Below are 24104 nucleotides of genomic sequence, written 5' to 3'. Positions count from 1 at the left end.
ATTCGTGCGAATCGTGGGGCACGTTGCCGCGCGCTGGTGCGCACGGCAACGGTCTGCATCAGTTTTCTTCTTCGAGCCAGCAGGTGCCGTGCTGCGCGAGCATCGCGCTCGCCGCGGCCGGCCCCCACGTGCCCGCCGCATACGGCTTCGGTGGCTTCAGCGAGCGTGCCCATTCGTTCAGGATCGGCTCGACCCAGCGCCATGCGGCTTCCTGCTCGTCGCGACGCACGAAGAGGGCGAGGCGGCCGTTGATCACGTCGAGCAGCAGGCGCTGGTACGCCTCCATCTGCCCTTCCTTGAAGAACTGGTCGAACGCGAGGTCGAGGTGCACGCTCGCGAGGTTCATCCCTTCGCCGGGCTGCTTCGCGAGGCAGTACAGGCGAATCGTCTCGTTCGGCTGCAGCCGGATCACGAGGCGGTTCGAGCCGGCGCGCAGCGCGGTGGGCCCGAGCGCCGAGTGCGGCACCGGTCGGAAGTTGACGACGATCTCCGCGACGCGGTCGGCGAGACGCTTGCCGGTGCGCAGGAAGAACGGCACGCCGGCCCAGCGCCAGTTCTCGATCTCGACCTTCAGCGCGACGAAGGTTTCGGTCGGGCTGTCGGGCTTCACGCCCGGCTCGGTTGCATAGGCCGGCACCTGCGCGCCCTTGATCACGCCCGCATGATACTGGCCGCGCACCGCGACCTTGCCGATGTCGCGCGGATCGACGGGCTTCAGCGCGCGCAGCACGCGCAGCTTCTCGTCGCGCACCGCGTCGGAATCCATCGAGTGCGGCGGTTCCATCGCGACGATCGACAGCAACTGCAGCAGGTGGTTCTGCACCATGTCGCGCAGCGCACCCGTATTGTCGTAGAAATCGCCGCGCGCCTCGACGCCGAGTTCCTCGGCGATCGTGATCTGGATGCTCTCGACCCATTCGCGGCGCCACAGCGGCTCGAACAGCGCATTGCCGAAGCGCAGCGCGAGCAGGTTCTGCACCGGCTCCTTCCCGAGGTAGTGGTCGATGCGGTAGATCTGGTCTTCCGCGAAGATCTCGCCGACCGCGTCGTTGATCGCGTTCGACGAGCGCAGGTCGTAGCCGAGCGGCTTCTCGAGCACGATGCGCGCGCCTTCATTCAGGCCGACCGACGCGAGTGCCTTGCAGATCGGCACGAACAGCGACGGCCCCGTCGCGAGATAGAACACGCGGATGCCGGACAGCTGCGCGACCGCGTCGCGCAGCACGACGTAGTCCTCCGCGCGGCCGAGGTCGAGCTTCACGTAGTCGATGCGCTCGAGGAAGGACTTCCACGCGCTTTCGTCGAATGCCTTGCCGGCCGCCTTCACGGCGTGCGGCTTCACGTGCGTGTCGACCCACTCGAGATAGCCGGCCCGATCCGATTCGTGCCGTGCGACGGCAACGATCCGGCCGCTTTCCGCGAGCATGTTGCCGCGGTGCGCTTCGAACAGCGCGGGCAGGATCTTGCGCATCGACAGGTCGCCGGTGCCGCCGAAAAGTACGAAGGTAAAGCTGGAATCGGTATGCATGTGTCTCCGCCGGTTGGGGGGGCTGGGAAGCGATCCGTAGTGCGATAAAAATATTTTTGACACTGAATTGTAGTTTAACTACAATCCGCCGCAAGGGGTAGCACCTGGGTGAAGAAAAAAAGAAGTGCGGTCGATGAACTGCGCGAGCTTCGCCTTCGGGAACGCCTTGTGCCGAATGTTATCGGACATTGACGGTGCGCATCGTCCGCGCGCCGTCGCCCCCGGGCTCGCGCCGCGCCATCGCGGTGGGCCAGAAACACAAAGAGGAGACACGCCGTTGAATCTCGATTCACGCTTTCTGTAAGAGCCCGGCCGGTCATCGGCCCCGAACGCTGCATGCGTCCCGCGGCTCGATTTCCCCGTCGTTTATCAAGAAGCCGGTTCCCCGTCGGGGAACCTCACGAGTTGATTCAGTCTGGAGGAGATAAGTAATGAAAGTTCGCTCGATCATGGGCGCGCTCTGCGCCGCGGGTCTGATGGCTGGCGCCGTGGCGGCGCAGGCGGCCGAGAACGTAACGGTGCTGCACTGGTGGACCTCGGGCGGCGAGTCGAAGGCCGTCGGCGTGCTGAAGGACGACGTGCAGAAGCAGGGCTACGTGTGGAAGGACTTCGCGGTCGCGGGCGGCGCGGGCGCGGCGGCCATGACCGCGCTGAAGACCAAGGTGATCAGCGGCGACGCACCGTCGGCCGCGCAGATCAAGGGCCCGCTGATCCAGGACTGGGCCGACCAGGGCGTGCTCGTCAACATCGATTCCGCTGCCGGCGACTGGAAGCAGAACCTGCCGCCGGAAATCGACAAGATCATCAAGTACAAGGGCCATACCGTCGCCGCGCCGTTCTCGGTGCACCGCGTGAACTGGCTCTATATCAACAAGGCCGCGCTCGACAAGGTCGGCGCGAAGGTGCCGACCACCTGGGCCGAATTCTTCGCGGTCGCCGACAAGCTGAAGGCTGCGGGCATCCAGCCGGTCGCGATGGGCGGCCAGCCGTGGCAGGACCTGACGCTGTGGGAAGACGTCGTGCTGTCGCAGGGCCCGGCGTTCTACAAGAAGGCGCTCGTCGATCTCGACCAGGCGACGCTGACGTCGCCGCAGATGCTGTCGGTGTTCGACACGGTCCGCAAGATCCAGGGCTATTTCGATACCGGCCGTAACGGCCGCGACTGGAACCTCGCGACCGCGATGGTGATCAACGGCAAGGCCGGCATGCAGTTCATGGGCGACTGGGCGAAGGGCGAGTTCGAGAACGCCGGCAAGAAGGCGGGCAAGGACTATATCTGCGCGCCGGTGCCGGGCACCGCCAGCTCGTACACGTTCAACGTCGACTCGTTCGTGTTCTTCCAGCAGAAGGGCCAGAAGGACGCGACGCCGGGCCAGATCGCACTCGCGAAGACCATCATGACGCCGGACTTCCAGGAGCAGTTCAGCCTGCTGAAGGGCTCGGTGCCCGTGCGCCTCGGCGTGAAGATGGACAAGTTCGACGACTGCGCGAAGAAGTCGTATGCCGACGAGCAGACCGCGATCAAGTCGGGCGGTTTCGTGCCGTCGCTCGCGCACGGAATGGCGCAGGGCGATGCAACGGCCGGCGCGATCACCGACGTCGTCACGAAGTTCATGAACTCGCAGCAGGATTCGAAGAGCGCGGTCGCCGCGCTCGCGAAGGCCGCGAAGGTGAAGTAAAGCGCGACAGGCGCCCGGCCGGAAACGCATCGTCGGCCGGGCGCTCTTGCATGTGCAGCAAACGGGCTCGCCCGCGGGCCCGCGCCGTACCCGGCGCCGGCCTGGCCTGCGTCGCCCTCGTTCCAGGAGTCGAATCAAGTGGCTGCCCCTCTTAGCGGAAACGGATCCGGCGCTGCCGCCGCACGGCGCACGTCGCCGATGTCGGCCTTCGCCGATCGCTGGATTCCGAAGCTCGTGCTCGCGCCGAGCCTCGCGATCGCCGTGGTGTTCATCTATGGCTTCATCCTGATTACCGGCTATCTGTCGCTGACCAACTCGCGGCTGTTGCCGAACTACGCATTCGACGGCTTCGGCCGTTACTCGGACCTGTTCCAGAACGACGTGTGGTGGACCTCCGCCGCGAACCTCGGCTGGTTCGGGATTCCGTTCATCGCGATCTGCGTCGCGCTCGGGCTGTTCCTCGCGATCCTGCTCGACCAGCGAATCCGCAACGAAGGCGCGCTGCGCGCGATCTTCCTGTATCCGATGGCGCTGTCGTTCATCGTCACGGGTACCGCGTGGCAGTGGATCCTGAACCCGGGCCTCGGCCTGGAGAAGGTGATGCACGACTGGGGCTGGACGAGCTTCTCGTTCGGCTGGCTCGACGATCCGGACAAGGCGATCTTCTGTATCGTGATCGCCGCCGTGTGGCAGTCGACCGGCTTCGTGATGGCGCTGTTCCTCGCCGGGTTGCGCGGCGTCGACGCCGAGATCTTCAAGGCCGCGCAGGTCGACGGCGCGACGCTGCCGACCATCTACCGCAAGATCGTGATCCCGAGCATGCGCCCGGTGTTCTTCTCGGTGCTGCTGATTCTCTGCCACATCACGATCAAGACCTTCGACCTGGTCGTCGCGCTGACGGCGGGCGGCCCCGGCACGTCGTCGTCGCTGCCGGCCATGTTCATGTACACGTTTTCGTTCAACCGCGGCCAGCTCGGGCTCGGCGCGGCGTCGTCGGTGATGATGCTCGCGACCGTGGTCGCGGTGCTGGTGCCGCTGATGTATATGGAATCGAGGAGCACCCGCAATGCAGCCTAAGATGACGGTCAGCCGGGCAGTGATCTATGCGGCGCTGATCCTGTTCGCGCTGTATTTCCTGTTCCCGATCTACGTGATGCTGTCGACGTCCTTCAAGGACCTCGACCAGCTGCGCACCGGCAACCTGCTGACGCCGCCGACGCACTGGACCTTCGATCCGTGGGTGAAGGCGTGGAGCGGCGCGTGTACCGGCGTGCGCTGCGACGGCATGAAGCCGTTCTTCCTGAACTCGTTGCAGATGGTGATTCCGGCCGTGCTGATCTCGTCGCTGATCGGCGCGTTCAACGGCTACGTGCTCACGCACTGGCGCTTTCGCGGCGCGGATGCGCTGTTCACGATGATGCTGGTCGGCTGCTTCATCCCGTTCCAGGTGATCCTGTTGCCGATGGCGCGCCTGCAGGGGATGCTCGGCCTCGCGAACACGATTCCGGGCCTGGTGTTCGTGCACGTCGTGTACGGGATCGCGTTCACGACGATGTTCTTCCGCAACTTCTACGTGAGCGTGCCGGCCGAACTCGTGAAGGCCGCGCGCATCGACGGCGCGGGTTTCTTCACGATCTTCACGAAGATCCTGCTGCCCGTGTCGCTGCCGATCTTCATGGTGTGCCTGATCTGGCAATTCACGCAGATCTGGAACGACTTCCTGTTCGGGATCGTGTTCTCCGGCGTCGACTCGATGCCGATCACGGTCGCGCTGAACAACCTCGTCAACACGTCGACGGGCGTGAAGGAATACAACGTCGACATGGCCGGCGCGATCATCGCCGCGCTGCCGACGCTGCTCGTCTACGTGGTCGCCGGCCGCTACTTCGTGCGCGGGCTGACGGCGGGCGCGGTGAAGGGGTAAGCGCGGCTTCATCCGATACGACGAACCGGCCGCGCTCGCGCGCGGCGCATCGAAACGAACCCGACGCGGCGCCGCAGTGCGCCGCGCGAGACGAGACAGAGGATTCACAGCATGGCAAGCCTTTCCATCCGTGACGTGTACAAGACCTACCCGAACGGGGTGCCGGTCCTGAAGGGTGTCGACATCGAGATCGAGGACGGACAGTTCCTGATCCTGGTCGGCGGGTCGGGCTGCGGGAAGTCGACGCTGCTCAACATGATCGCCGGCCTGGAGACCGTGACGAGCGGCGAGATCTGCATCGACGGCAAGGTCGTCAACGACCTGTCGCCGAAGGATCGCGACATCGCGATGGTGTTCCAGTCGTACGCGCTGTATCCGTCGATGACGGTGCGCGAGAACATCTCGTTCGGCCTGAACATCCGCAAGGTGCCGAAGAGCGAGCAGCAGCAGATCGTCGAGCGCGTGTCGGCGATGCTGCAGATCCAGCACCTGCTCGACCGCAAGCCGGGCCAGCTGTCGGGCGGCCAGCGCCAGCGTGTCGCGATGGGCCGGGCACTGGCGCGCGATCCGTCGCTGTTCCTGTTCGACGAGCCGCTGTCGAACCTCGACGCGAAGCTGCGCATCGAGATGCGCGCGGAAATCAAGCTGCTGCACCAGCGCCTCGGCACGACGATCGTCTACGTGACGCACGACCAGATCGAGGCGATGACGCTCGGCGACCGGATCGCGGTGATGAAGGACGGCGTGGTGCAGCAGTTCGGCGCGCCGCAGGACATCTACGACTCGCCGTCGAACCTGTTCGTCGCCGGCTTCATCGGCGCGCCGCCGATGAACTTCATCAACGGCAAGCTGGTCGAGCAGGGCAGCGGGATCGCGCTCGAGATCGACACGGGCGTCAAGCGCGGCGCGCTGAACCTGCCGTTCGAGGCGGGCAAGCTGAAGTCGCACGTCGGCCGCGAGGTGATCCTCGGCCTGCGTCCGGAGCGCATCACCGACGTGCGCCACGCGCACAACGGCGACGCGTCGCACCTGCAGCCGTTCGACGTGCGCGTCGACGTGACGGAGCCGACTGGCCCGGACACGCACGTGTTCGCGCAGGTGAACGGCAAGCGCATCGTGAGCCGCGTACATCCGGCCGCGAACCCGCAGCCCGACCAGACGCTGTCGCTGCTGTTCGACGTGTCGAAGGCCGTGCTGTTCGATCCGGCGTCGGAAGAGCGGATCGCGTGAGGCGAGCGGAATCAGGGCATCGACGACGCGTCCGGATCATCACTCGATCTGGATCCCGTCGATTGCCCCGATTCGCTCGACGTAGTTGAATTCGACGCAGATGTCGTTGTCTATCCGCCTCGTGATAGCCGGCGAGGGCGATCATGGACTCGGTAGCGACAAGAAATACGAACCGATCGCGTGCATTATCGGCATGAACAGAAGGCACGCGAAGACGGCTGGAAAATAAAATCTCGAGTGGCGGACGGCGGAGAACAGGCCGGCCGCTGCGACGATCAGACATACCGTCGCGAGTGCGCCGAACAGATCGCTATCTGCGATTACCGAAAAGAGCACGCGCATCCTTGCCCCCGGCTTACTGATTGAATACGGCGAAATTCCAGCGATACAGCTGGAACTGCTTTAGAAAGTCTTTGACTTCGGCACCTGTCGTCTCGTTTCTGTAGTTCCACCCGTCCTCGTCGGGTGTGTAGTGTCCGTTTTCGACCCCCATGCCTGCATAACTGGCGCTTTGCGGATCTGCACGGTTGCGGCCGAATATCCTCATGATCGTCGTGAACGGACGCACGATCACACCGCTGGAATTTCCTTGCATGATCGAAATGGACGAAGGCGAGGTGCGCGTGACTAATTGGACGTGATGCCCTATGCCTGCGCGATCATTGGCCTGTACGAGCATATCTCCTGGCAGAAGCGACTCCGGTGTCGAGAGCTGTACGGTATTCGAATCGGTGCGTGGTGTGTCCGGCGCACCGAAAGTCAATGACACCATCGCGGCGGAACCGTACATCGTCGAATCGTATCGCTGGTGTTCTGATTCGCCGTAGATTTCCACGTTTCGATAACTACGTACGCCGGTCGTCAACCTGAGCGGCAACCCGCGCAGGGCGGCGAACTGGATAAGCAACCGTAACGCGAAGTCTTCGCAGGTAAATCGATTCACGCGCGTGCTGCCGTTGCGATCCCAGTATGTTTTCGTCTGCAGTTGCCTTGCCAGTTGCGGGACTGCCCGCTGGTATTCGGCGATGTCGGCATCGGTCCATGTGCGGACCGTTTTCCAGAATGTCTTGAATCGGGCGGTGACAGGCTTCGGCGACGCACGTGTTGCACTACGCGCGTTGTCCGACGAACGTGATTCTCCGGCGTTTGCCGTCTTCACCCATGATCGTTCCGCACTTACCGCCGTCGAGTACGTCTCCGCCGCGGTCTAACGGATCGTCTTCAACTACCGCGTAAAAAATAGTCAAGCCGGTCCCTCGTTTGCCGTCATCGGGCGGAACGTAGCACGGCACTATCCGAATTGAAGGGTGAATGTAAATATTTGTGTCCGATAGATCGTGTGCTCCTGGATCACCGGCATGCAACGACGAGGGGCTGTTTCAACCGCCCCTTGTGTTTCGGACGATGCGTGGATTCAGTGCGGCAACCGCACGTCGAACTTGAACGTCGCGAGCCGCGCAACGAGGATGAAGCCGGTCGCGAGCAGCACGCTGTACACCGAGTCGAACTGCAGCCACGCGAGCAGCAGGTAGAACCAGCAGCCGACGAACGCGCAGGTCGCGTACGGCCGCGAATCGCGCAGGATCAGCGGGATGTCGTTGCACAGCACGTCGCGGACGATCCCGCCGACCACGCCCGTGATCACGCCCATCATCACCGCGATGAAGCGCGGCATCTCGGCATCGAGCGCGATCGCGGTGCCCGAGATGCTGAAGATGCCGAGCCCGATCGCGTCGGCCACCAGCAGCAGCCGCTCCGCCGACAGCCGCGACAGCATCCGCAGCACGAACGGCGCGAACAGCGCGAGCACGAAGATCGCGATCACGTAGTCGTCGTGCACGACCCAGTAGAACGGCCGGCGTTCGAGCAGGATGTCGCGCAGCGTGCCGCCGCCGAACGCGGTGGCGAGCGCGACGACGAACGTGCCAACCGAGTCGAGACGGTTCTTGCGCGCCTCGATGAAGCCCGAAATCGCGAAGGCCAGCGTCGCGATCGCCTCCAGTATCGCGATCGCGAGCGTCAGCCTAGGATGCGGCACGTGGCCCCCGATCGGCGGGCGCCGCCAGCGGCTGCAGCAGCACGAGCACCGCGCCCGCGCCGCCGTCGTGGCTGCGTGCCTCGCAGAACGCGATCACTTCTTCCTTCTGCACGAGCCACGCGCGCACCTTGCCCTTCAGCACGGGTTCCTTGCCGATCGAGCCGAGCCCCTTGCCGTGGATCACGCGCAGGCAGCGCAGCCCCTTCTTGCCGGCCTCGCGAATGAACTCCGCAAGCGCGTCGCGCGCTTCGTCGCGCCGCATCCCGTGCAGGTCGAGCTGCGCCTGCACGATCCATGCGCCGCTCCTCAGCTTGCGCACGATGTCGCGGCTGATGCCGGGACGGTGGTAGTACAGCGATTCGTCGCTGTCGAGCAGCGTCTCGGGATCGAATTCGTCGGACAGCGTCGCGTTCAGCACGTCTTCCTCGTCGCGCTGCGTCTGCTTCGGCACCGGGTCGGGCGGCGTGCGGCCGGATTTGGCGCGCGGCGGCGCGTTCAGCGGCTGGATCGCGCCGATTTCGTTGCGGAACAGGTTCGCGTCGGCCTCGGCCTGCCGCGTGGCCTTCGCGGTTTCGACGCGAGTGCGCTCGCGGCGGTCGGCTTCGCGTTGCAGCGACTTGCGCAAGGCGCCGAGGCCGGCCAGGCCCTGGCCGCGCAACGCGGCTGCGTCGGGCGCGGGTGGCGGCGCGGCGGGCGCCGGGTTCGCGGGACGGGCGGCGATCTGCCGCTTTGCGGGATCGCTCGGATGGGGCTGGTTCTTCGCCATGATTCGGTAACCGGGCAGGCGCGTTCGGGCGCGCGGGCACAAAAAAAGCCGCTGCACGGCGGCAGCGGCTTTCCGGTCAAGCCCGCTTCGCGGCAGCGGACGCCATTGTAGCGCCCGTCGCGCGAAGGCTTGACGCTTACTTCTTGTCGTGCAGGCTTTCGAGGTAGCGCTGCGCGTCGAGCGCGGCCATGCAGCCCGTGCCGGCGCTGGTGATCGCCTGGCGGTACACGTTGTCCTGCACGTCGCCGGCGGCGAACACGCCGGGCACGCTGGTCGACGTCGCGTTGCCCTGCAGGCCGCTCTTCGTCAGGATGTAGCCGTCCTTCATCTCGAGCTGGCCCTGGAACAGGTCGGTGTTCGGCTTGTGACCGATCGCGACGAACACGCCCTGCACGGCGAGGTCCTGCTTCTCGCCGGTCTTCACGTTCTTGATGCGCAGGCCCGTGACGCCCGAATCCTCGCCCGTCACTTCGTCGAGCACGTGATCCCACTTGATGTCGACGACGCCTTCCTTTTCCTTCTCGAGCAGGCGGTCGATCAGGATCGGCTCGGCGCGGAACTTGTCGCGGCGGTGGATCACCGTGACCTTCTTCGCGATGCCCGTCAGGTAGAGCGCTTCCTCGACGGCCGTGTTGCCGCCGCCGATCACCGCGACTTCCTGGTTGCGATAGAAGAAGCCGTCGCAGGTCGCGCAGGCCGACACGCCCTTGCCCATGAACGCTTCCTCGGAAGCCAGGCCGAGATACTGCGCGGACGCGCCGGTCGCGATGATCAGCGAGTCGCACGTGTATTCACCGGAATCGCCGATCAGCCGGATCGGCTTTTCGTGCAGTTTCGCGGTGTGGATGTGGTCGAATACGATTTCGGTGTTGAAACGCTCGGCGTGCTCGAGGAAGCGCGCCATCAGTTCCGGGCCTTGCACGCCCTTCGCGTCCGCCGGCCAGTTTTCGACGTCGGTCGTGGTCATCAGCTGGCCGCCCTGCGCGATGCCGGTGACCAGCACCGGGGACAGGTTGGCGCGAGCCGCGTAGACGGCAGCCGTGTAGCCGGCGGGGCCGGAACCGAGAATCAGGACTTTGGCGTGTTTGGGCGTGGACATGTGCGAATCGAATCCGTAAAAGGCGGCCGCGGCGGGCGGGGTAAGGCTCGCCGGACGGTCTGGGTTGACCGGGATGCCGTCATAGATGGGTATCAGACGCGCATTATAAAGGCCTCGTTGCTGCGCTGCCGAACGAGAGTTTCAATCGTCGCGATAGCGTTGCCCGGCGTCCGCTTCGGGCACCCCGGCCCTGTTATGTAACCGTCATTTACACTTGACGCCCCGGTGCAGCGTTTACAATAAGCGCGATCGAACGACAGGCGGGCGCGCGGCCCGTCCTCTTTATACGGATTCATGGCAAAAGCTCCTTATTCCGCCCAGGCACAGGCGTTGCCGCACCGGATGTCGAAGCTCCTCACGGAGATCCGCTGGATTCTCCAGGTCGCGCTCTGCGCTTTTCTGGTGATGGCCCTGTTGAGCTACAGCCGGCGCGATCCGAGCTGGACGCACGCCGCGCAGGTGGACCACATCTCGAACTGGGCCGGCCGCGTCGGTGCGTGGACGGCCGACATCATCCTGCTGCTGTTCGGCCTGTCGGCCTACTGGCTGATCGTGCCGCTCGGGCGGCGCATCGCGGTCAACTACCGGCGCATCACGCGTCACGAGGCGGTCGCCGACGAACCCGAGCGGCCGATCGGCTGGCTCACCGAGATCTTCGCGTTCGTGCTCGTCGTGCTCGCGTGCGACGGCATCGAGGCGCTGCGGATGTGGTCGCTGAAGGTGCAGCTGCCGCGCGCGCCGGGCGGCGTGATCGGCGAGGCCGTGGCGGGTGCGATGTCGCACGCGTTCGGCTTCACCGGCGGCACGCTGCTGCTGTTGATCCTGCTCGCCATCGGCCTGTCGCTGTATTTCCGCTTCTCGTGGCTGTCGGTCGCCGAGCGCGTCGGCGGCGCGATCCTGTCCGCCGTCAACGTCGCGAAGCTGCGCCGCGAGGCCGAGCGCGACCGCAAGCTCGGCGAGGCTGCGGCCGTGCGCCGCGAAGGGAAGGTCGAAGAGGAGCGCGTGCGTATCGAGGATCACGAGCCCGTGACGATCGTGCCGCCGGTCGTCACGCCGGCGAAGTCCGAGCGTGTCGAGCGCGAGCGCCAGGTGCCGCTGTTTACCGACCTGCCGGGCGATTCGACGCTGCCGCCGGTGTCGCTGCTCGATCCCGCGCCGAAGACGCAGGAAGCGATTTCCGCCGACACGCTGGAATTCACGTCGCGCCTGATCGAGAAGAAGCTGAAGGACTTCGGCGTGGAGGCGAGCGTCGTCGCCGCGTATCCGGGCCCGGTCGTCACGCGCTACGAGATCGAGCCGGCCACCGGCGTGAAGGGCAGCCAGATCGTCAACCTCGCGAAGGATCTCGCGCGTTCGCTGTCGCTCGTGTCGATCCGCGTGGTCGAGACGATCCCCGGCAAGAACTACATGGCGCTCGAGCTGCCGAACCAGCGCCGCCAGACGGTGCACCTGTCCGAGATCATCGGTTCGGAAGTCTATGCGGCCGCGTCGTCGGCGCTCACGTTGAGCCTCGGCAAGGACATCGGCGGCAAGCCGGTGTGCGCGGATCTGGCGAAAATGCCGCACCTGCTGGTCGCCGGCACGACCGGTTCCGGCAAGTCGGTCGGGATCAACGCGATGATCCTGTCGCTGCTGTACAAGGCCACCGCCGAGCAGGTGCGCCTGATCCTGATCGATCCGAAGATGCTCGAAATGAGTGTCTACGAAGGCATTCCGCACCTGCTGTGCCCGGTCGTCACCGACATGCGCCAGGCCGGCCATGCGCTGAACTGGACCGTCGCGGAGATGGAGCGCCGCTACAAGCTGATGAGCAAGCTCGGCGTGCGCAACCTTGCCGGCTACAACAACAAGATCGACGAAGCGGCGAAGCGCGAGGAAAAGCTTCCGAATCCGTTCAGCCTGACGCCGGACGATCCTGAGCCGCTCGGCCGCCTGCCGAACATCGTCGTCGTGATCGACGAGCTGGCCGACCTGATGATGGTCGTCGGCAAGAAGGTCGAGGAACTGATCGCGCGGATCGCGCAGAAGGCGCGCGCGGCCGGCATCCACCTGATCCTCGCGACGCAGCGTCCGTCGGTCGACGTGATTACCGGCCTGATCAAGGCGAACGTGCCGACGCGGATCGCGTTCCAGGTGTCGTCGAAGATCGACTCGCGCACGATTCTCGACCAGATGGGCGCCGAATCGCTGCTCGGGATGGGCGACATGCTGTACCTGCCGCCGGGCACCGGGCTGCCGGTGCGCGTGCACGGCGCGTTCGTCGCCGATGACGAAGTGCATCGCGTCGTCGAGAAGCTCAAGGAGCACGGCGAGCCGAACTACGTCGAAGGGCTGCTCGAAGGCGGCACCGCCGACGGCGACGAGGGTTCGGCCGGCGCGGGAACCGGCGAAGGCGGCGGCGAGTCTGATCCGCTGTACGACCAGGCGGTCGAGATCGTCATCAAGAACCGCCGCGCGTCGATCTCGCTCGTGCAGCGTCATCTGCGGATCGGCTACAACCGCGCGGCGCGGCTGCTCGAGCAGATGGAACAGTCGGGGCTCGTGTCGGCGATGTCGTCGAGTGGCAACCGCGAAATTCTTGTGCCGGCGCGCGACGCGGAATGAGTCCGCGGCGCCCGCAGCGCCGGCCACCCAGGGAGAAAACCGCATCATGCAGCAACTTTCGTTCGTTCCTTCCCTTCGTTCGACGCGGCGCTGGCTCGGCGCGGCGTTCGCCGGCGCATCGCTGATGCTCGCGGCGACGCACGCGTTCGCGGGCGGCACCGAACAACTGAAGGCCTTCGTGTCGCAGGTGCGTTCGGCGAAAGGCGATTTCACGCAGCAGATCGTCAAGGCGCCGGCCAAGGGCGCGAGCGCCGCGCAGGCCGCGCCGAAGCCCAACGACAATTCGAGCGGCACGTTCGTGTTCTCGCGTCCGGGCAAGTTCATCTGGACGTACCAGAAGCCGTACCAGCAGGTGCTGCAGGCTGACGGCGACAAGCTCTACGTGTACGACCGCGACCTGAACCAGGTCACCGAGCGCAAGCTGAACGGCGCGCTGGGCGCGAGCCCGGCCGCGATCCTGTTCGGCAGCAACGATCTCGACAAGAACTACACGCTGCGCGATGCCGGCGAGAAGGGCGGCATCGAGTGGCTCGAGATGCTGCCGAAGGCGCAGGACACGCAATTCCAGCGGATCGGTATCGGCTTCCGCAACGGCACGCTCGCCGCGATGGAGCTGCACGACGTGTTCGGCAACGTCACACTGCTCACTTTCACGAACATCCAGACGAACCCGCCGCTGAAGGGCGATGCGTTCAAGTTCGTCGTGCCGAAGGGCGCGGACGTGATCAACGGCTGACCGTCAACACGCCGTTTTCCCGACACGGGCCTGCCGGCAACGGCAGGCCCGTGTTGTTTTCGAGCGCGGGCACCGGGCGCGGGCACTGGGCGCGGGCACCGGGCGCGGCGGTGCAGTCGCGCGGCTGTCATAATGTCGGGTCCGGCGGCCGGTTCGGCCGCCATCGTTTGATCTGGAGCGAGGGTTCATGTCCGACCTGTTTCAAGTCGAGCCGCGCCGGCCGCTCGCCGAGGCGCTGCGGCCGAAGACGCTCGCCGAGGTGATCGGCCAGACGCATCTGCTGGGCGAAGGCAAGCCGCTGCGGCTCGCGTTCGAATCCGGCAAGCCGCATTCGATGATTCTGTGGGGACCGCCCGGCGTCGGCAAGACGACGCTCGCGCGCCTCACCGCGCTCGCGTTCGACTGCGAGTTCATCGCGCTGTCCGCGGTGCTCGGCGGCGTGAAGGACATCCGCGAGTCGATGGAGCAGGCGAAGGACACGCTGAATCGCACCGGCCGTCATACGATCCTGTTCGTCGACGAAATCCACCGCTTCAACAAGGGGCAGCAGGACGCGCTGCTGCCGTTCGTCGAGTCGGGGCTCGTGACCTTCATCGGCGCGACGACCGAGAACCCGAGCTTCGAGGTCAACTCGGCGTTGCTGTCGCGGGCGCAGGTGTACGTGCTGCAGTCACTGAACGACGACGAGATGCGTCAGCTGCTCAAGCGCGCGCAGGAAATCGCGCTCGACGGCCTCGCGTTCGACGACAAGGCGATCGATACGCTCATCGGTTATGCGGACGGCGACGCGCGGCGCTTCCTGAACCTGCTCGAGCAGGCGCAGACGGCCGCCGCGTCCGCCCGGGTGACGACCATCGATGCCGAATTCGTCAGCAGCGCGATGACGCTGAACACGCGGCGCTTCGACAAGGGTGGCGACAATTTCTACGACCAGATCTCGGCGCTGCACAAGTCGGTGCGCGGCTCGAGCCCGGACGGCGCGCTGTACTGGTTCTGCCGGATGATCGACGGCGGCGCGGATCCGAAATATCTCGCGCGGCGGATCGTACGGATGGCGTGGGAAGACATCGGCCTCGCCGATCCGCGCGCGCTGCAGGTGGCGAACGACGCGGCCGAGACCTACGAGCGGCTCGGCTCGCCCGAAGGCGAGCTGGCGCTCGGGCAGGCGGTGATCTATCTCGCGTGCGCGGCGAAGAGCAACGCGGGCTACAACGCGTTCAACCAGGCGATGGCATTCGTGAAGCAGGACAAGTCGCGCGAGGTGCCCGTGCATCTGCGCAATGCGCCGACCAAGCTGATGAAGGAACTCGGCTACGGCCACGCGTATCGCTACGCGCACGACGAGCCGAACGCCTATGCGGCCGGCGAGTCGTATCTGCCGGAAGGGATGCGCGAGCCGCGCTGGTACAAGCCGGTGCCGCGCGGGCTCGAATCGAAGATCGCCGACAAGCTCGCGTGGCTGCGCGATCTCGACCGCGAGGCCGGCAAGAAGGACTGAACGACCGCGCGGCCCGGCGGCCGGCGCTGCCAGGGGCGCGTCAGCGCTTGCGGCCCGGCTGCTTCTTCCAGTACTCGAACGGCTCCTCGTGGCATTCGATGTCGAGCTCGGCGACCCGTGCGTGCAGGCGCTCCTGCGCATCGGCGATCGCGAGGTTGTAGATCGCCGGCGCGATTTCCTCGACGAAGAAGTGCAGCAGCGCACCGGCCTGGATGTTGCCGATCGGCTCGTCCATGTTTTCTGTGAAATAGCGTTGCAGCGATGCGATCGCGCGGTCGCGGACATCCTTGTCCAGTTCGATGGTCATCGGGTTCCCTCGGGTGATGGTGATGCGAAGGCGGGTGCGTTGCCCGCCGCGTGACGCCCGGCCGGGGCGGCTGTCGCGCGCTGCGCAGCGGCGTTGCGCAACGCGCTTCGCCGGCTGCCGACGCGCAGGCAGGCCATGCGATACTGCCACGCCCGTCGCGCGTTTGCGGCACTGTCCATCCGGCCAGTGCCGTGGCGGCCCCGCGGTGCGTTAGAATTCCCGTCTTACACAACGATTTTCCAAGTCCTCCCATGCTCGACATCCAGTTGCTGCGCAAAGACCTCGACGGCGTCGCGAAGCGCCTCGCCGATCGCGGCTACACCCTTGACGTCGCCGCGTTCTCCGCCCTCGAAGCGGAACGCCGCGCGATCCAGACCCGTACCGAAGAGCTCCAGGCGCGCCGCAACAGCCTGTCGAAGCAGATCGGCGCGATGAAGGGGAAGGGCGAGGACACGTCGGCCGTGATGGCCGAAGTCGGCGGGATCGGCGACGAAATGAAGGCGTCGGAGATCAAACTCGGCGAGATCCAGGCGCGCCTGTCCGACCTGATGCTGGGCATGCCGAACATCGCGCACGAAAGCGTGCCGGTCGGCCAGGACGAGGCCGACAACGTCGAAGTGCGCCGTTGGGGCACGCCGCGCCAATTCGACTTCCAGGTGAAGGATCACGTCGACGTCGGCACGCCGCTCGGCCTCGATTTCGAAACCGGCGCGAAGCTCGCCGGCGCACGCTTCACGATGCTGCGCGGCTCGATCGCACGCCTGCACCGCGCGCTTGCGCAGTTCATGATCGACACGCACACGCTGCAGCACGGCTACAGCGAGACGTACACGCCGTACATCGTGAACCCCGAGATCCTGTACGGCACCGGCCAGCTGCCGAAGTTCGCGGACGACATGTTCCGCGTCGAGAAGGGCGGCGCCGAGAACACGATCACGCAGTACCTGATCTCCACGTCCGAGATTTCGCTGACGAACACCGTGCGCGAGTCGATCGTCGAAGGCTCGGCGCTGCCGATCAAGCTGACCGCGCATTCGCCGTGTTTCCGCTCGGAAGCCGGTTCGTACGGCCGCGACACGCGCGGGATGATCCGCCAGCACCAGTTCGACAAGGTCGAGATGGTGCAGGTCGTCGCGCCGGACGCGTCGTACGCGGCACTCGACGAGATGGTCGGCCACGCGGAGGCGATCCTGCAGAAGCTCGGCCTGCCGTACCGCGTGATCACGCTGTGCACGGGCGACATGGGCTTCTCGGCCGCGAAGACGTTCGACCTCGAAGTGTGGCTGCCCGCGCAGAACACCTATCGCGAGATCTCGAGCTGCTCGAACACCGAGGCGTTCCAGGCGCGCCGGATGCAGGCACGTTTCCGCAACGCGCAGGGCAAGCCGGAACTCGTGCATACGCTGAACGGCTCCGGCCTCGCCGTCGGCCGCACGCTCGTCGCGGTGCTGGAGAACTATCAGAATGCCGACGGTTCGGTCACGGTGCCCGAGGCACTGCGTCAGTACATGGGCGGCATGGAGCGAATCGAAGCGCCTGCGCAGGTGTCGTGAGATCGCTCCACGATCGGTCTTCGAAGGGCTCGCAAAAAATTTGCAAAAAACGCTTGTGAGTTCCGAAGAGATCGTTCTATAATCTTTTCTTTCCCGGACGCGACCAACCGGGAAATGAAGCAGGAAGGAAGGAGAGGTGGCAGAGTGGTCGAATGTACCTGACTCGAAATCAGGCGTACGGTTTCCCCGTACCGTGGGTTCGAATCCCACCCTCTCCGCCAAAATACGAAGCCCCGTGATCCGGAAGGATCACGGGGTTTTTCGTTTGGTTCGCACGCGCGTGAACGTTGCTGCGTCGATGCCGGTGTTCGGCCGTGCGCACGCAACGGCCTGCATGCGCTTGCCGGCAGCCCGGTGCCCACCGTCGCCGGATCGCCACCTTTTTCGCGGCCGTCCCACGAGTCTCCACCGCCATTTTCCCGCTTCAGCCTTGGCTTCGCGCGCCGTTAACAGTGGGCGGCGGCAAGCGCCTTTTGCACCGTCGCCGTCTCCCGTCGACTCAAGGTCCCATGAAGCTGAGCTACAAGATTCCCCTCGCATTCGCCGTTGCGCTGCTGCTGATGTTCTGCGGCGCGCTGTACGGCATCCGCATCCTCAATCGCTCGATCGATACGTTCGCGAACGACGTGCAGACCCATGTCGCCGACGAGCGGCTCGTGTCGGCGACGCTCGTGCAGTTCAAGCTGCAGGTCCAGGAATGGAAGGACACACTGCTGCGCGGCAAGCAGCCCGACAAGCTCGACAAGTACTGGCAGGCATTCCAGACGCGCGAGCGCACGGTCGACACGCTCGCCGCGCAGCTCGTGCACCAACTGCCGCCCGGCGAGAGCCGTACGCTCGTCGAGCAGTTCATGCGCGCGCATGCGGCGATGGGCGACGGCTACCGGCGCGGGTTCGACGCATTCAAGGCCGCGGGCTTCGAGCCGACGGCCGGGGATGCGGCCGTGGCGGGCGTCGATCGGGCGCCCGCCGCGCTGCTCGAGCGCGCGGCGAAGACGATCGCCGACGAGAGCGCTGCCGTGTCGGCGCAAGCGAGCCGCGATGCGAGCCACGCGACCACGGCGAGCGTCGTGCTGATGCTGATCGTGCTCGGCATCGCGATGATCGGTGCGTTCCTGTTCAGCCGCGCGATCCTGCGGCCGCTCGATCGCGCGGTTGCCTGCGCACAGGCGGTGGCCGGCGGCGACCTGACGCGCGACGTCGACGCGGCCGGCCGCGACGAGATCGCCGATCTGCTGCGCGCGTTGCAGACGATGCAGGCGAGCCTGTCGGGTGTCGTGCTCGAGGTGCGTACGCATGCCGAAGCCGTCGCGACCGCGAGCGCGCAGATCGCAGCGGGCAATCACGACCTGTCGTCGCGCACCGAGGCCCAGGCTGCGTCGCTCGAGGAAACCGCGGCCAGCATGACCGAACTGACGGGCATCGTGCGCCAGTCGGCCGAGCATGCGCAGCACGCGGCGCAACTGGCACGGGACGCATCGGACATCGCGTCCGCGGGCGGCGGCGTGATGACGGACGCCGTCGACACGATGAGCGGGATTGCCGCCAGCGCGGCGAAGGTCGGCGAGATCATCGCGGTCATCGACGGCATCGCATTCCAGACCAACATCCTCGCGCTGAACGCGGCCGTCGAGGCGGCGCGGGCGGGCGAGCAGGGGCGCGGCTTCGCGGTCGTCGCGTCGGAGGTGCGCACGCTCGCGCAGCGCAGCGCGGCCGCTGCGAAGGAGATCAAGGCGCTGATCGAGCGATCGACGCGGCGGGTCGACGAGGGGGCCGTGCTGATCGGCCGCGCGGGCGAATCGATCCACGAGATCGTCGCTGCGGTGCAGCGGGTCACGTCGATCGTCGGCGAGATCTCGTCCGCATCGCAGGAGCAGAGCGGCGGCATCCAGCAGGTGAACGTCGCGGTCACGCAGATGGATGAAGCGACACAGCGCAATGCGGCGCTGGTCGAACAGGCGTCGGCCGCGACGCAGGCGCTGGCCGAGCAGGCGAGCGCGCTGCGGCACGCGGTCGCCGTGTTCAGGCTGCCGCAGGCGGCGTGACGATATTGCCGACCGCGACCACGCCGTCCTGTATCACGCCGCGGCCGAATATTGTGCGAGCACACGGGCGCGGATCGACGGCTTGATGTTCGATTGCGCCATGTCGCCGCCGTAGTGCGCGACGACACGCGGATTCATCACGCGATACCAGAGCGGCGGCACATACGCGAACAGGATCATCGTCGCGTAGCCGGCCGGCAGTTGCGGCGAGTCGTCGAAGTGGCGCAGTGCCTGGTACGAGCGTGTCGGGTTCGCGTGATGGTCGGCGTGCCGTTGCAACTGGTACAGGAACAGGTTGGTGACGACGTGATTGCTGTTCCACGAATGCTGCGGTGTGCAGCGTTCGTAGCGGCCGCTCGGCAGCTTGCGGCGGCCGAGCCCGTAGTGCTCGACGTAGTTGACGACTTCGAGCAGCGACGCGCCGTACACGGCCTGGATCACGAGGAACGGGATCACGACCTTGCCGGCCATCGCGATCGCGATACCCCACACGATGACGGTCATCGCCCACGCGTGCAGCACCTCGTTGCGCCAGGTCCACGGCGAATGCCCGAGCCGCTCGAGGCGTGCCTTCTCGAGCCGCCACGCCGAGCGGATGCTGCCCGTCACCGTGCGCGGCAGGAATGCCCAGAACGATTCGCCGTAGCGCGCGCTCGCCGGATCCTCGGCCGTCGCGACGCGCACGTGATGGCCGCGGTTGTGCTCGACGAAGAAGTGCCCGTACGCGACCGGTGCGAGCGTGACTTTCGCGAGCCAGCGCTCGAAGCGGTTGGTCTTGTGCCCGAGTTCGTGCGCGGTGTTGATCGAGATGCCTGTCGCGGCACCGAGCGACAGCGCGAAGCCGACGTAGTCGTACCACGCGAGCGCATGCGTGCCGACGATCCGCACGCACATGAAGAACGCGACATATTCGACCAGCGTCGCGAGATAGACGATGTAGCGGTAGTAGCGCTCACGTTCGAGATGCGGGACGACGGCGTCGGGCGGATTGTCGCGATCGTCGCCGATCAGCGTGTCGAGGACCGGGATCACGCCGAACGCGAACAGCGGGCCGAACCACCAGAAGACGTGAAGGCCTGTCGACAGCGCGAGCCGGGCCGAGAGAATCGGCAGCGTGATCGTTACCGCGCCGAGCAGCCACAGATAACGCTTGCCATCCGACCAGCCCGAGGCCGATGCGTCGGTCATTGCCATTGTCTCCCTCCCTTTTTGGGCCGGCTCCTGCGTTTGCGGGCGCGGCGGCCGAGTGACGCGTTTATCGTCGTTCGAATCGTCGTGGGTCCGCGGCGGGGCGCGCGGCACCGGATCGGTGGTCCGGTTGTGCCAGTTATACGACCGTCGCGCGCGCTTTCCAAACCCCGGCGCTAGGCGTGCAACTCCAAACGGCGGCCCGTGCATGACGCGGGTCGGGAAGGGCCGATACCGCGGTGATTGAAACAGGCCGGCATGGGCCCGATCCGCCCGCGCGACCGGCGTTCTCGTCAGATGAATGCGCGAGCCAACGTGAGCGAGTCTCCGGCGACGAGGTCCGCAACAAATGTTGCAATGCAATAAATGCGATGCGCCGGCGCGGGGCCGCGCGGCCCTTTCGCGTACATATATTACGGATCATTACGACCGCGGCCGCGAAACGCCGGACCTTCGTCGCATGACTACCGCGCATGACAAGGCGAGCGGGGCGACGGGTCCGACTTCGCTGTTCCGATTGCCATGCGTCGTCGCGCATCGCTGCGTCGATGCTGCACCTGCACACCCGTGCGTGCGCGGCAGCTGCTGCCTCTCGATCCGCGCTGCCATTTGAAAATAACGATTTGACTCATGCCCCGCTTTCGGTTGAAGCTAGTAACTTGCTGTCCGAAGGGGGCTGTGCCTGCATGAGTTCGACCTTGACCGTTCGTCGTATCGCTGCCAACCAGGGCGGCGTGTATCGCGAACTCCGCGCCGCATCACTGCGTGAGCCCTACGCGCCCGGCGAAGCGCCGGAGGCCGAATTGCTGAACGTCGATTCCGACGCGGCGGCGGCCATCGCCGCGCTGCGTGCCGCGTCCGACGAGTCGACGACTTTCCTGCTGTACACCGAAGGCCATCCGGCCGGCATGATCGGCGCGTATTTCGACAATACGCCCGAGCGGCGCGCGTTCGTCAGCGAGCTGTGGGTCGCGCACGCGGTCCGCCACTTGCGCGGCGGCGTGCTGTTGCTCGAAACGGCCACCGCGTGGCTGGCCGAACGCGGTGCGCAGGATGTCTACGCATGGATCGCCGATGCGAACCGCACCGCGATCCGTTTCTACGAACGCGCGGGTTTCGGCAACACGGGCGAGCACGCGCCGATCGCGCGGATGCCCGGCGCGATGAAATCGTTGTTCGTGTCGCACTTCAACACGCCCTGACGCATGAATGCGCGGGCCGCACGGCGCGATGAAGGCCCGGTTGCCCGTCCGACTGCCCGCTTGCCGGTCGCGCGCTCGCCGCGACCGTCGCCGCCCGGTTTCCCAAAAATAATGGCTGCACGCGTGGACGCCTGTAAAATACGCAAAAATTTTTTGCAGAGTGTCCATGTCGCTTAAAAAATCGCCATTCTTCGAGCTGCGCAGCGGATCGGTCGATACGTTGCTGTTCACCGTGAAGACGACCGATCTCGAGGCGTTGCGTACCGAACTGGTCAAGCGCTTCGAAGCGACTCCCGAGTTTTTTGCCGATGATGTCGTCGCGATCGACGTCCGCCGCCTCCCGGACGGCGAACGCGTCGCGCTCGCCGACATCCGCCAGATGCTGAACGACGTGCGGATGCGCCCGGTGGGCGTCGTCGCGCTGGCCACGCAGGGCTGGGCAGGGGAAGCCGGCCTGCCGTTGCTCGAGGCGCGCGACCGCCGCGTGTCGGCCGCGAAGCCGGCCGAGGACGCGGAGCCGGCGGCTGCCGTTGCCGCGGCGGCTGCGGCAGCCGAACCGGCGCCGGAGCAGGCACCGACGCCGATTCCGGCGGGCGGCCAGACGCTGGTGATCGATCGGCCGCTGCGTTCGGGGCAGCAGATTTACGCGAAGGGAGACCTCGTGGTGCTTGCGCCGGTCAGTCACGGCGCCGAGATCATCGCGGAAGGCAACATCCACATCTACGCGCCGTTGCGCGGCCGCGCACTCGCGGGCGTGCACGGCAATCACGACGCGCGCATTTTCTGCACGTGTCTGGAGCCGGAACTGATCTCGATCGCGGGTATCTATCGAACGACCGAGAACCCGTTGCCCGCCGACATACTGGGCAAATCGGTGCAGATCCGGCTCGAAGAGGAAAAACTGATGATCGAACCGCTGCGCCTGACGTGATTCACGCGGCGCGCTCCGGATCGATCGGCTCTCATTGACGAACACAGGGTATTGGGTAAATGGCAAAAATCATCGTGGTGACTTCGGGCAAGGGCGGCGTGGGCAAGACGACGACCAGCGCGAGCTTCGCGTCCGGCCTCGCGCTGCGCGGCCACAAGACGGCCGTGATCGACTTCGATGTCGGCCTGCGCAACCTCGACCTGATCATGGGCTGCGAGCGCCGCGTGGTGTACGACCTCGTCAACGTGATCCAGGGCGAAGCGAACCTGAACCAGGCGCTGATCAAGGACAAGAAGTGCGAGAACCTGTTCATCCTGCCGGCGTCGCAGACGCGCGACAAGGATGCGCTCACGCGTGACGGCGTGGAGAAGGTGCTGAACGACCTGGTCAAGATGGACTTCGAATACATCGTCTGCGACTCGCCGGCCGGTATCGAGGCGGGCGCGCTGCACGCGATGTATTTCGCGGACGAAGCGCTGATCGTCACGAACCCGGAAGTGTCGTCGGTGCGCGACTCGGACCGCATTCTCGGCATCCTGTCGTCGAAGACGAAGCGCGCGTCCGAAGGCAAGGATCCGATCAAGGAACACCTGCTGATCACGCGTTACAGCCCGAAGCGCGTGAGCGAAGGTGAAATGCTGTCGCTCGAGGACATCAGCGAGATCCTGCGCATCAAGCTGATCGGCGTGGTGCCCGAATCGGAAGCCGTGCTGCACGCATCGAACCAGGGTCTGCCGGCCGTGCATATCGACGGCACCGATGTCGCGGAAGCGTACAAGGACGTCGTCGCCCGGTTCCTCGGCGAGGACAAGCCGCTGCGCTTCACCGATTACCAGAAGCCGGGCCTGCTGCAGCGCCTCTTCGGCAGCAAGTAACGGAGGCCGTCCATGTCCATCCTTTCGTTTCTCCTCGGCGAGAAGAAGAAGTCCGCATCGGTCGCGAAGGAGCGCCTGCAGCTCATCATCGCGCACGAGCGGGTCGGCGGCCGGCCGCCGGCCGATTACCTGCCGGCGCTGCAGAAGGAGCTGGTCGCGGTCATCTCGAAGTACGTCCATATTTCGAACGACGACATTCGCGTGAGCCTCGAGCGCCAGGACGATCTCGAAGTCCTCGAAGTGAAGATCGAGATCCCGCAAGCCTGACCGTTGGCTGTCCCTCCGCACGGCGGCGCCTGCCGCCGTGCGCGTCTTACGCCCTGTTGCACTTTCGGGCTCGCCGTAACAAGGCGCCTGTCGGCCGTTGGTCGACCTCCCGCATTGAACGAAGACGCTCGCGTCATTTGTTAATCAGGAGGTTGTGATGGCTGTCTCTACTGTTCAACGTCGTATCGTTTCGCTCGCACTGTTCGCCGCGGGCCTGTCAGCCGTCGTCGCGCCGCTCGCCGCACGCGCGGACGAAATCCTCGTCGGCACGCCGGTGATGGTGCAGTCGGGCCGGATGGTCGTCGCCGAACCGGTGGCCGCGCCCGCCGAGGAAATCGTCGTCGTCGCGCCGAACGCGCCGCCGCCCGTGCGCTACGAGGTCGTGCCCGACGCACGCGTCGGTTACGCATGGGAGCGCGGTCACTGGCGCTGGGATCATGGCCGCTACGTCTGGATCGGCGGCCACTGGGAAGCCGAGCGTATCGGCATGCACTGGGTGCCGGGCCACTGGGATCAGCGCGGCCCGAACTGGTTCTGGACCCGCGGCCACTGGGCCTGACGGACGCCCGCGATGCAACGAACCGCCATTGCCATCGCGCTCGTCGCGATCACGCTCGCCGGCTGTATCGTCGTA

General features: G+C 65.8%; 21 protein-coding genes and 1 tRNA gene. 15 read left to right on the top strand and 7 right to left on the bottom strand.

The window, feature by feature from the left end; translation table 11 throughout:
- Positions 1–58: 58 nt before the first annotated feature.
- Positions 59–1528, bottom strand: a complete 1470-nt coding sequence (gene zwf / locus DIE06_RS09605; RefSeq protein WP_124661212.1) for a glucose-6-phosphate dehydrogenase — start codon at positions 1526–1528, stop codon at positions 59–61.
- Positions 1529–1959: 431 nt separating this feature from the next.
- Between zwf and DIE06_RS09600 the strand changes: the two genes are divergently transcribed.
- From DIE06_RS09600 to DIE06_RS09585, 4 genes are all read left to right on the top strand, one after another.
- Complete coding sequence (locus DIE06_RS09600; protein WP_124661211.1) at positions 1960–3207, top strand: ABC transporter substrate-binding protein; 1248 nt, start codon at positions 1960–1962, stop codon at positions 3205–3207.
- Positions 3208–3345: 138 nt separating this feature from the next.
- Complete coding sequence (locus DIE06_RS09595) at positions 3346–4284, top strand: carbohydrate ABC transporter permease (RefSeq protein WP_124661210.1); 939 nt, start codon at positions 3346–3348, stop codon at positions 4282–4284.
- Entirely contained in the window at positions 4274–5131 is an 858-nt protein-coding gene (locus tag DIE06_RS09590) for a carbohydrate ABC transporter permease (RefSeq protein WP_124661209.1), read from the top strand. Before DIE06_RS09595 ends, DIE06_RS09590 begins: the two co-directional genes overlap by 11 nt.
- Positions 5132–5242: 111 nt before the next feature.
- Entirely contained in the window at positions 5243–6361 is a 1119-nt protein-coding gene (locus DIE06_RS09585) for an ABC transporter ATP-binding protein (protein ID WP_124661208.1), read from the top strand.
- A gap of 355 nt (positions 6362–6716) precedes the next feature.
- On the opposite strand, the gene DIE06_RS09575 is transcribed toward DIE06_RS09585, so the two are convergent.
- The 4 genes from DIE06_RS09575 to trxB all read right to left on the bottom strand — a co-directional run bounded on the left by DIE06_RS09575 (position 6717) and on the right by trxB (position 10264).
- The gene (locus DIE06_RS09575; protein WP_124661206.1) at positions 6717–7520 is read right to left on the bottom strand and encodes a hypothetical protein; all 804 of its coding nucleotides are present in this window, start codon (positions 7518–7520) and stop codon (positions 6717–6719) included.
- A gap of 255 nt (positions 7521–7775) precedes the next feature.
- Positions 7776–8399 (bottom strand): trimeric intracellular cation channel family protein, encoded by a 624-nt coding sequence (locus DIE06_RS09570; RefSeq protein WP_124613300.1) that lies wholly within the window; start codon positions 8397–8399, stop codon positions 7776–7778.
- Positions 8386–9165, bottom strand: coding sequence for a Smr/MutS family protein (locus DIE06_RS09565; protein ID WP_124661205.1), 780 nt, complete (start codon positions 9163–9165; stop codon positions 8386–8388). Before DIE06_RS09565 ends, DIE06_RS09570 begins: the two co-directional genes overlap by 14 nt.
- Positions 9166–9301: 136 nt before the next feature.
- Positions 9302–10264: a thioredoxin-disulfide reductase gene (trxB, locus tag DIE06_RS09560; RefSeq protein ID WP_124661204.1), complete on the bottom strand. Its 963-nt coding sequence runs from the start codon at positions 10262–10264 to the stop codon at positions 9302–9304.
- A gap of 294 nt (positions 10265–10558) precedes the next feature.
- Between trxB and DIE06_RS09555 the strand changes: the two genes are divergently transcribed.
- The 3 genes from DIE06_RS09555 (at position 10559) to DIE06_RS09545 (ending at position 15102) form a co-directional block, all read left to right on the top strand.
- Positions 10559–12868 (top strand): DNA translocase FtsK, encoded by a 2310-nt coding sequence (locus DIE06_RS09555; protein WP_124661203.1) that lies wholly within the window; start codon positions 10559–10561, stop codon positions 12866–12868.
- 46 nt (positions 12869–12914) lie between these two features.
- Positions 12915–13604 carry an outer membrane lipoprotein chaperone LolA gene (lolA, locus tag DIE06_RS09550; RefSeq protein ID WP_124613296.1) on the top strand — a complete coding sequence of 230 codons (690 nt, stop codon included), beginning with the start codon at positions 12915–12917 and terminating at the stop codon, positions 13602–13604.
- A gap of 187 nt (positions 13605–13791) precedes the next feature.
- Entirely contained in the window at positions 13792–15102 is a 1311-nt protein-coding gene (locus DIE06_RS09545; protein ID WP_124661202.1) for a replication-associated recombination protein A, read from the top strand.
- 40 nt (positions 15103–15142) lie between these two features.
- Here DIE06_RS09545 and DIE06_RS09540 read toward each other — a convergent pair whose 3' ends face one another.
- Positions 15143–15409 carry a DUF2164 domain-containing protein gene (locus DIE06_RS09540; protein WP_124661201.1) on the bottom strand — a complete coding sequence of 89 codons (267 nt, stop codon included), beginning with the start codon at positions 15407–15409 and terminating at the stop codon, positions 15143–15145.
- Between the two features lie 251 nt (positions 15410–15660).
- On the opposite strand from DIE06_RS09540, the gene serS reads away from it, so the two are divergent.
- The 3 genes from serS (at position 15661) to DIE06_RS09525 (ending at position 19007) form a co-directional block, all read left to right on the top strand.
- Positions 15661–16962, top strand: coding sequence for a serine--tRNA ligase (serS, locus tag DIE06_RS09535; RefSeq protein WP_124661200.1), 1302 nt, complete (start codon positions 15661–15663; stop codon positions 16960–16962).
- A gap of 130 nt (positions 16963–17092) precedes the next feature.
- Positions 17093–17183: transfer RNA gene (locus tag DIE06_RS09530), tRNA-Ser, on the top strand.
- A 288-nt stretch (positions 17184–17471) separates the two neighbouring features.
- Positions 17472–19007 carry a methyl-accepting chemotaxis protein gene (locus DIE06_RS09525; protein ID WP_124661199.1) on the top strand — a complete coding sequence of 512 codons (1536 nt, stop codon included), beginning with the start codon at positions 17472–17474 and terminating at the stop codon, positions 19005–19007.
- Between the two features lie 33 nt (positions 19008–19040).
- Here the strand turns inward: DIE06_RS09525 and DIE06_RS09520 are convergent, their stop codons facing one another.
- The gene (locus DIE06_RS09520) at positions 19041–20201 is read right to left on the bottom strand and encodes an alkane 1-monooxygenase (RefSeq protein ID WP_124661198.1); all 1161 of its coding nucleotides are present in this window, start codon (positions 20199–20201) and stop codon (positions 19041–19043) included.
- A gap of 542 nt (positions 20202–20743) precedes the next feature.
- On the opposite strand from DIE06_RS09520, the gene DIE06_RS09515 reads away from it, so the two are divergent.
- From DIE06_RS09515 to DIE06_RS09495, 5 genes are all read left to right on the top strand, one after another.
- A complete protein-coding gene (locus tag DIE06_RS09515) occupies positions 20744–21397 on the top strand; it encodes a GNAT family N-acetyltransferase (protein WP_260433576.1) in 654 nt (217 codons plus the stop codon).
- Between the two features lie 166 nt (positions 21398–21563).
- Entirely contained in the window at positions 21564–22328 is a 765-nt protein-coding gene (gene minC, locus DIE06_RS09510; protein WP_124661197.1) for a septum site-determining protein MinC, read from the top strand.
- A gap of 59 nt (positions 22329–22387) precedes the next feature.
- Complete coding sequence (gene minD, locus DIE06_RS09505; RefSeq protein WP_124661196.1) at positions 22388–23203, top strand: septum site-determining protein MinD; 816 nt, start codon at positions 22388–22390, stop codon at positions 23201–23203.
- A gap of 12 nt (positions 23204–23215) precedes the next feature.
- The gene (gene minE, locus DIE06_RS09500) at positions 23216–23470 is read left to right on the top strand and encodes a cell division topological specificity factor MinE (RefSeq protein ID WP_006486661.1); all 255 of its coding nucleotides are present in this window, start codon (positions 23216–23218) and stop codon (positions 23468–23470) included.
- A gap of 157 nt (positions 23471–23627) precedes the next feature.
- Entirely contained in the window at positions 23628–24029 is a 402-nt protein-coding gene (locus DIE06_RS09495; protein ID WP_124661195.1) for a YXWGXW repeat-containing protein, read from the top strand.
- The last annotated feature ends 75 nt before the right edge of the window (positions 24030–24104 follow it).

It is taken from the genome of Burkholderia sp. Bp8998, from assembly GCF_003854235.1.
In the GTDB taxonomy this organism is placed as follows: Bacteria; Pseudomonadota; Gammaproteobacteria; order Burkholderiales; family Burkholderiaceae; genus Burkholderia.
Note: the sequence above shows the minus strand (reverse complement) of the source record. Positions and strands in the feature narration are given on the sequence as shown.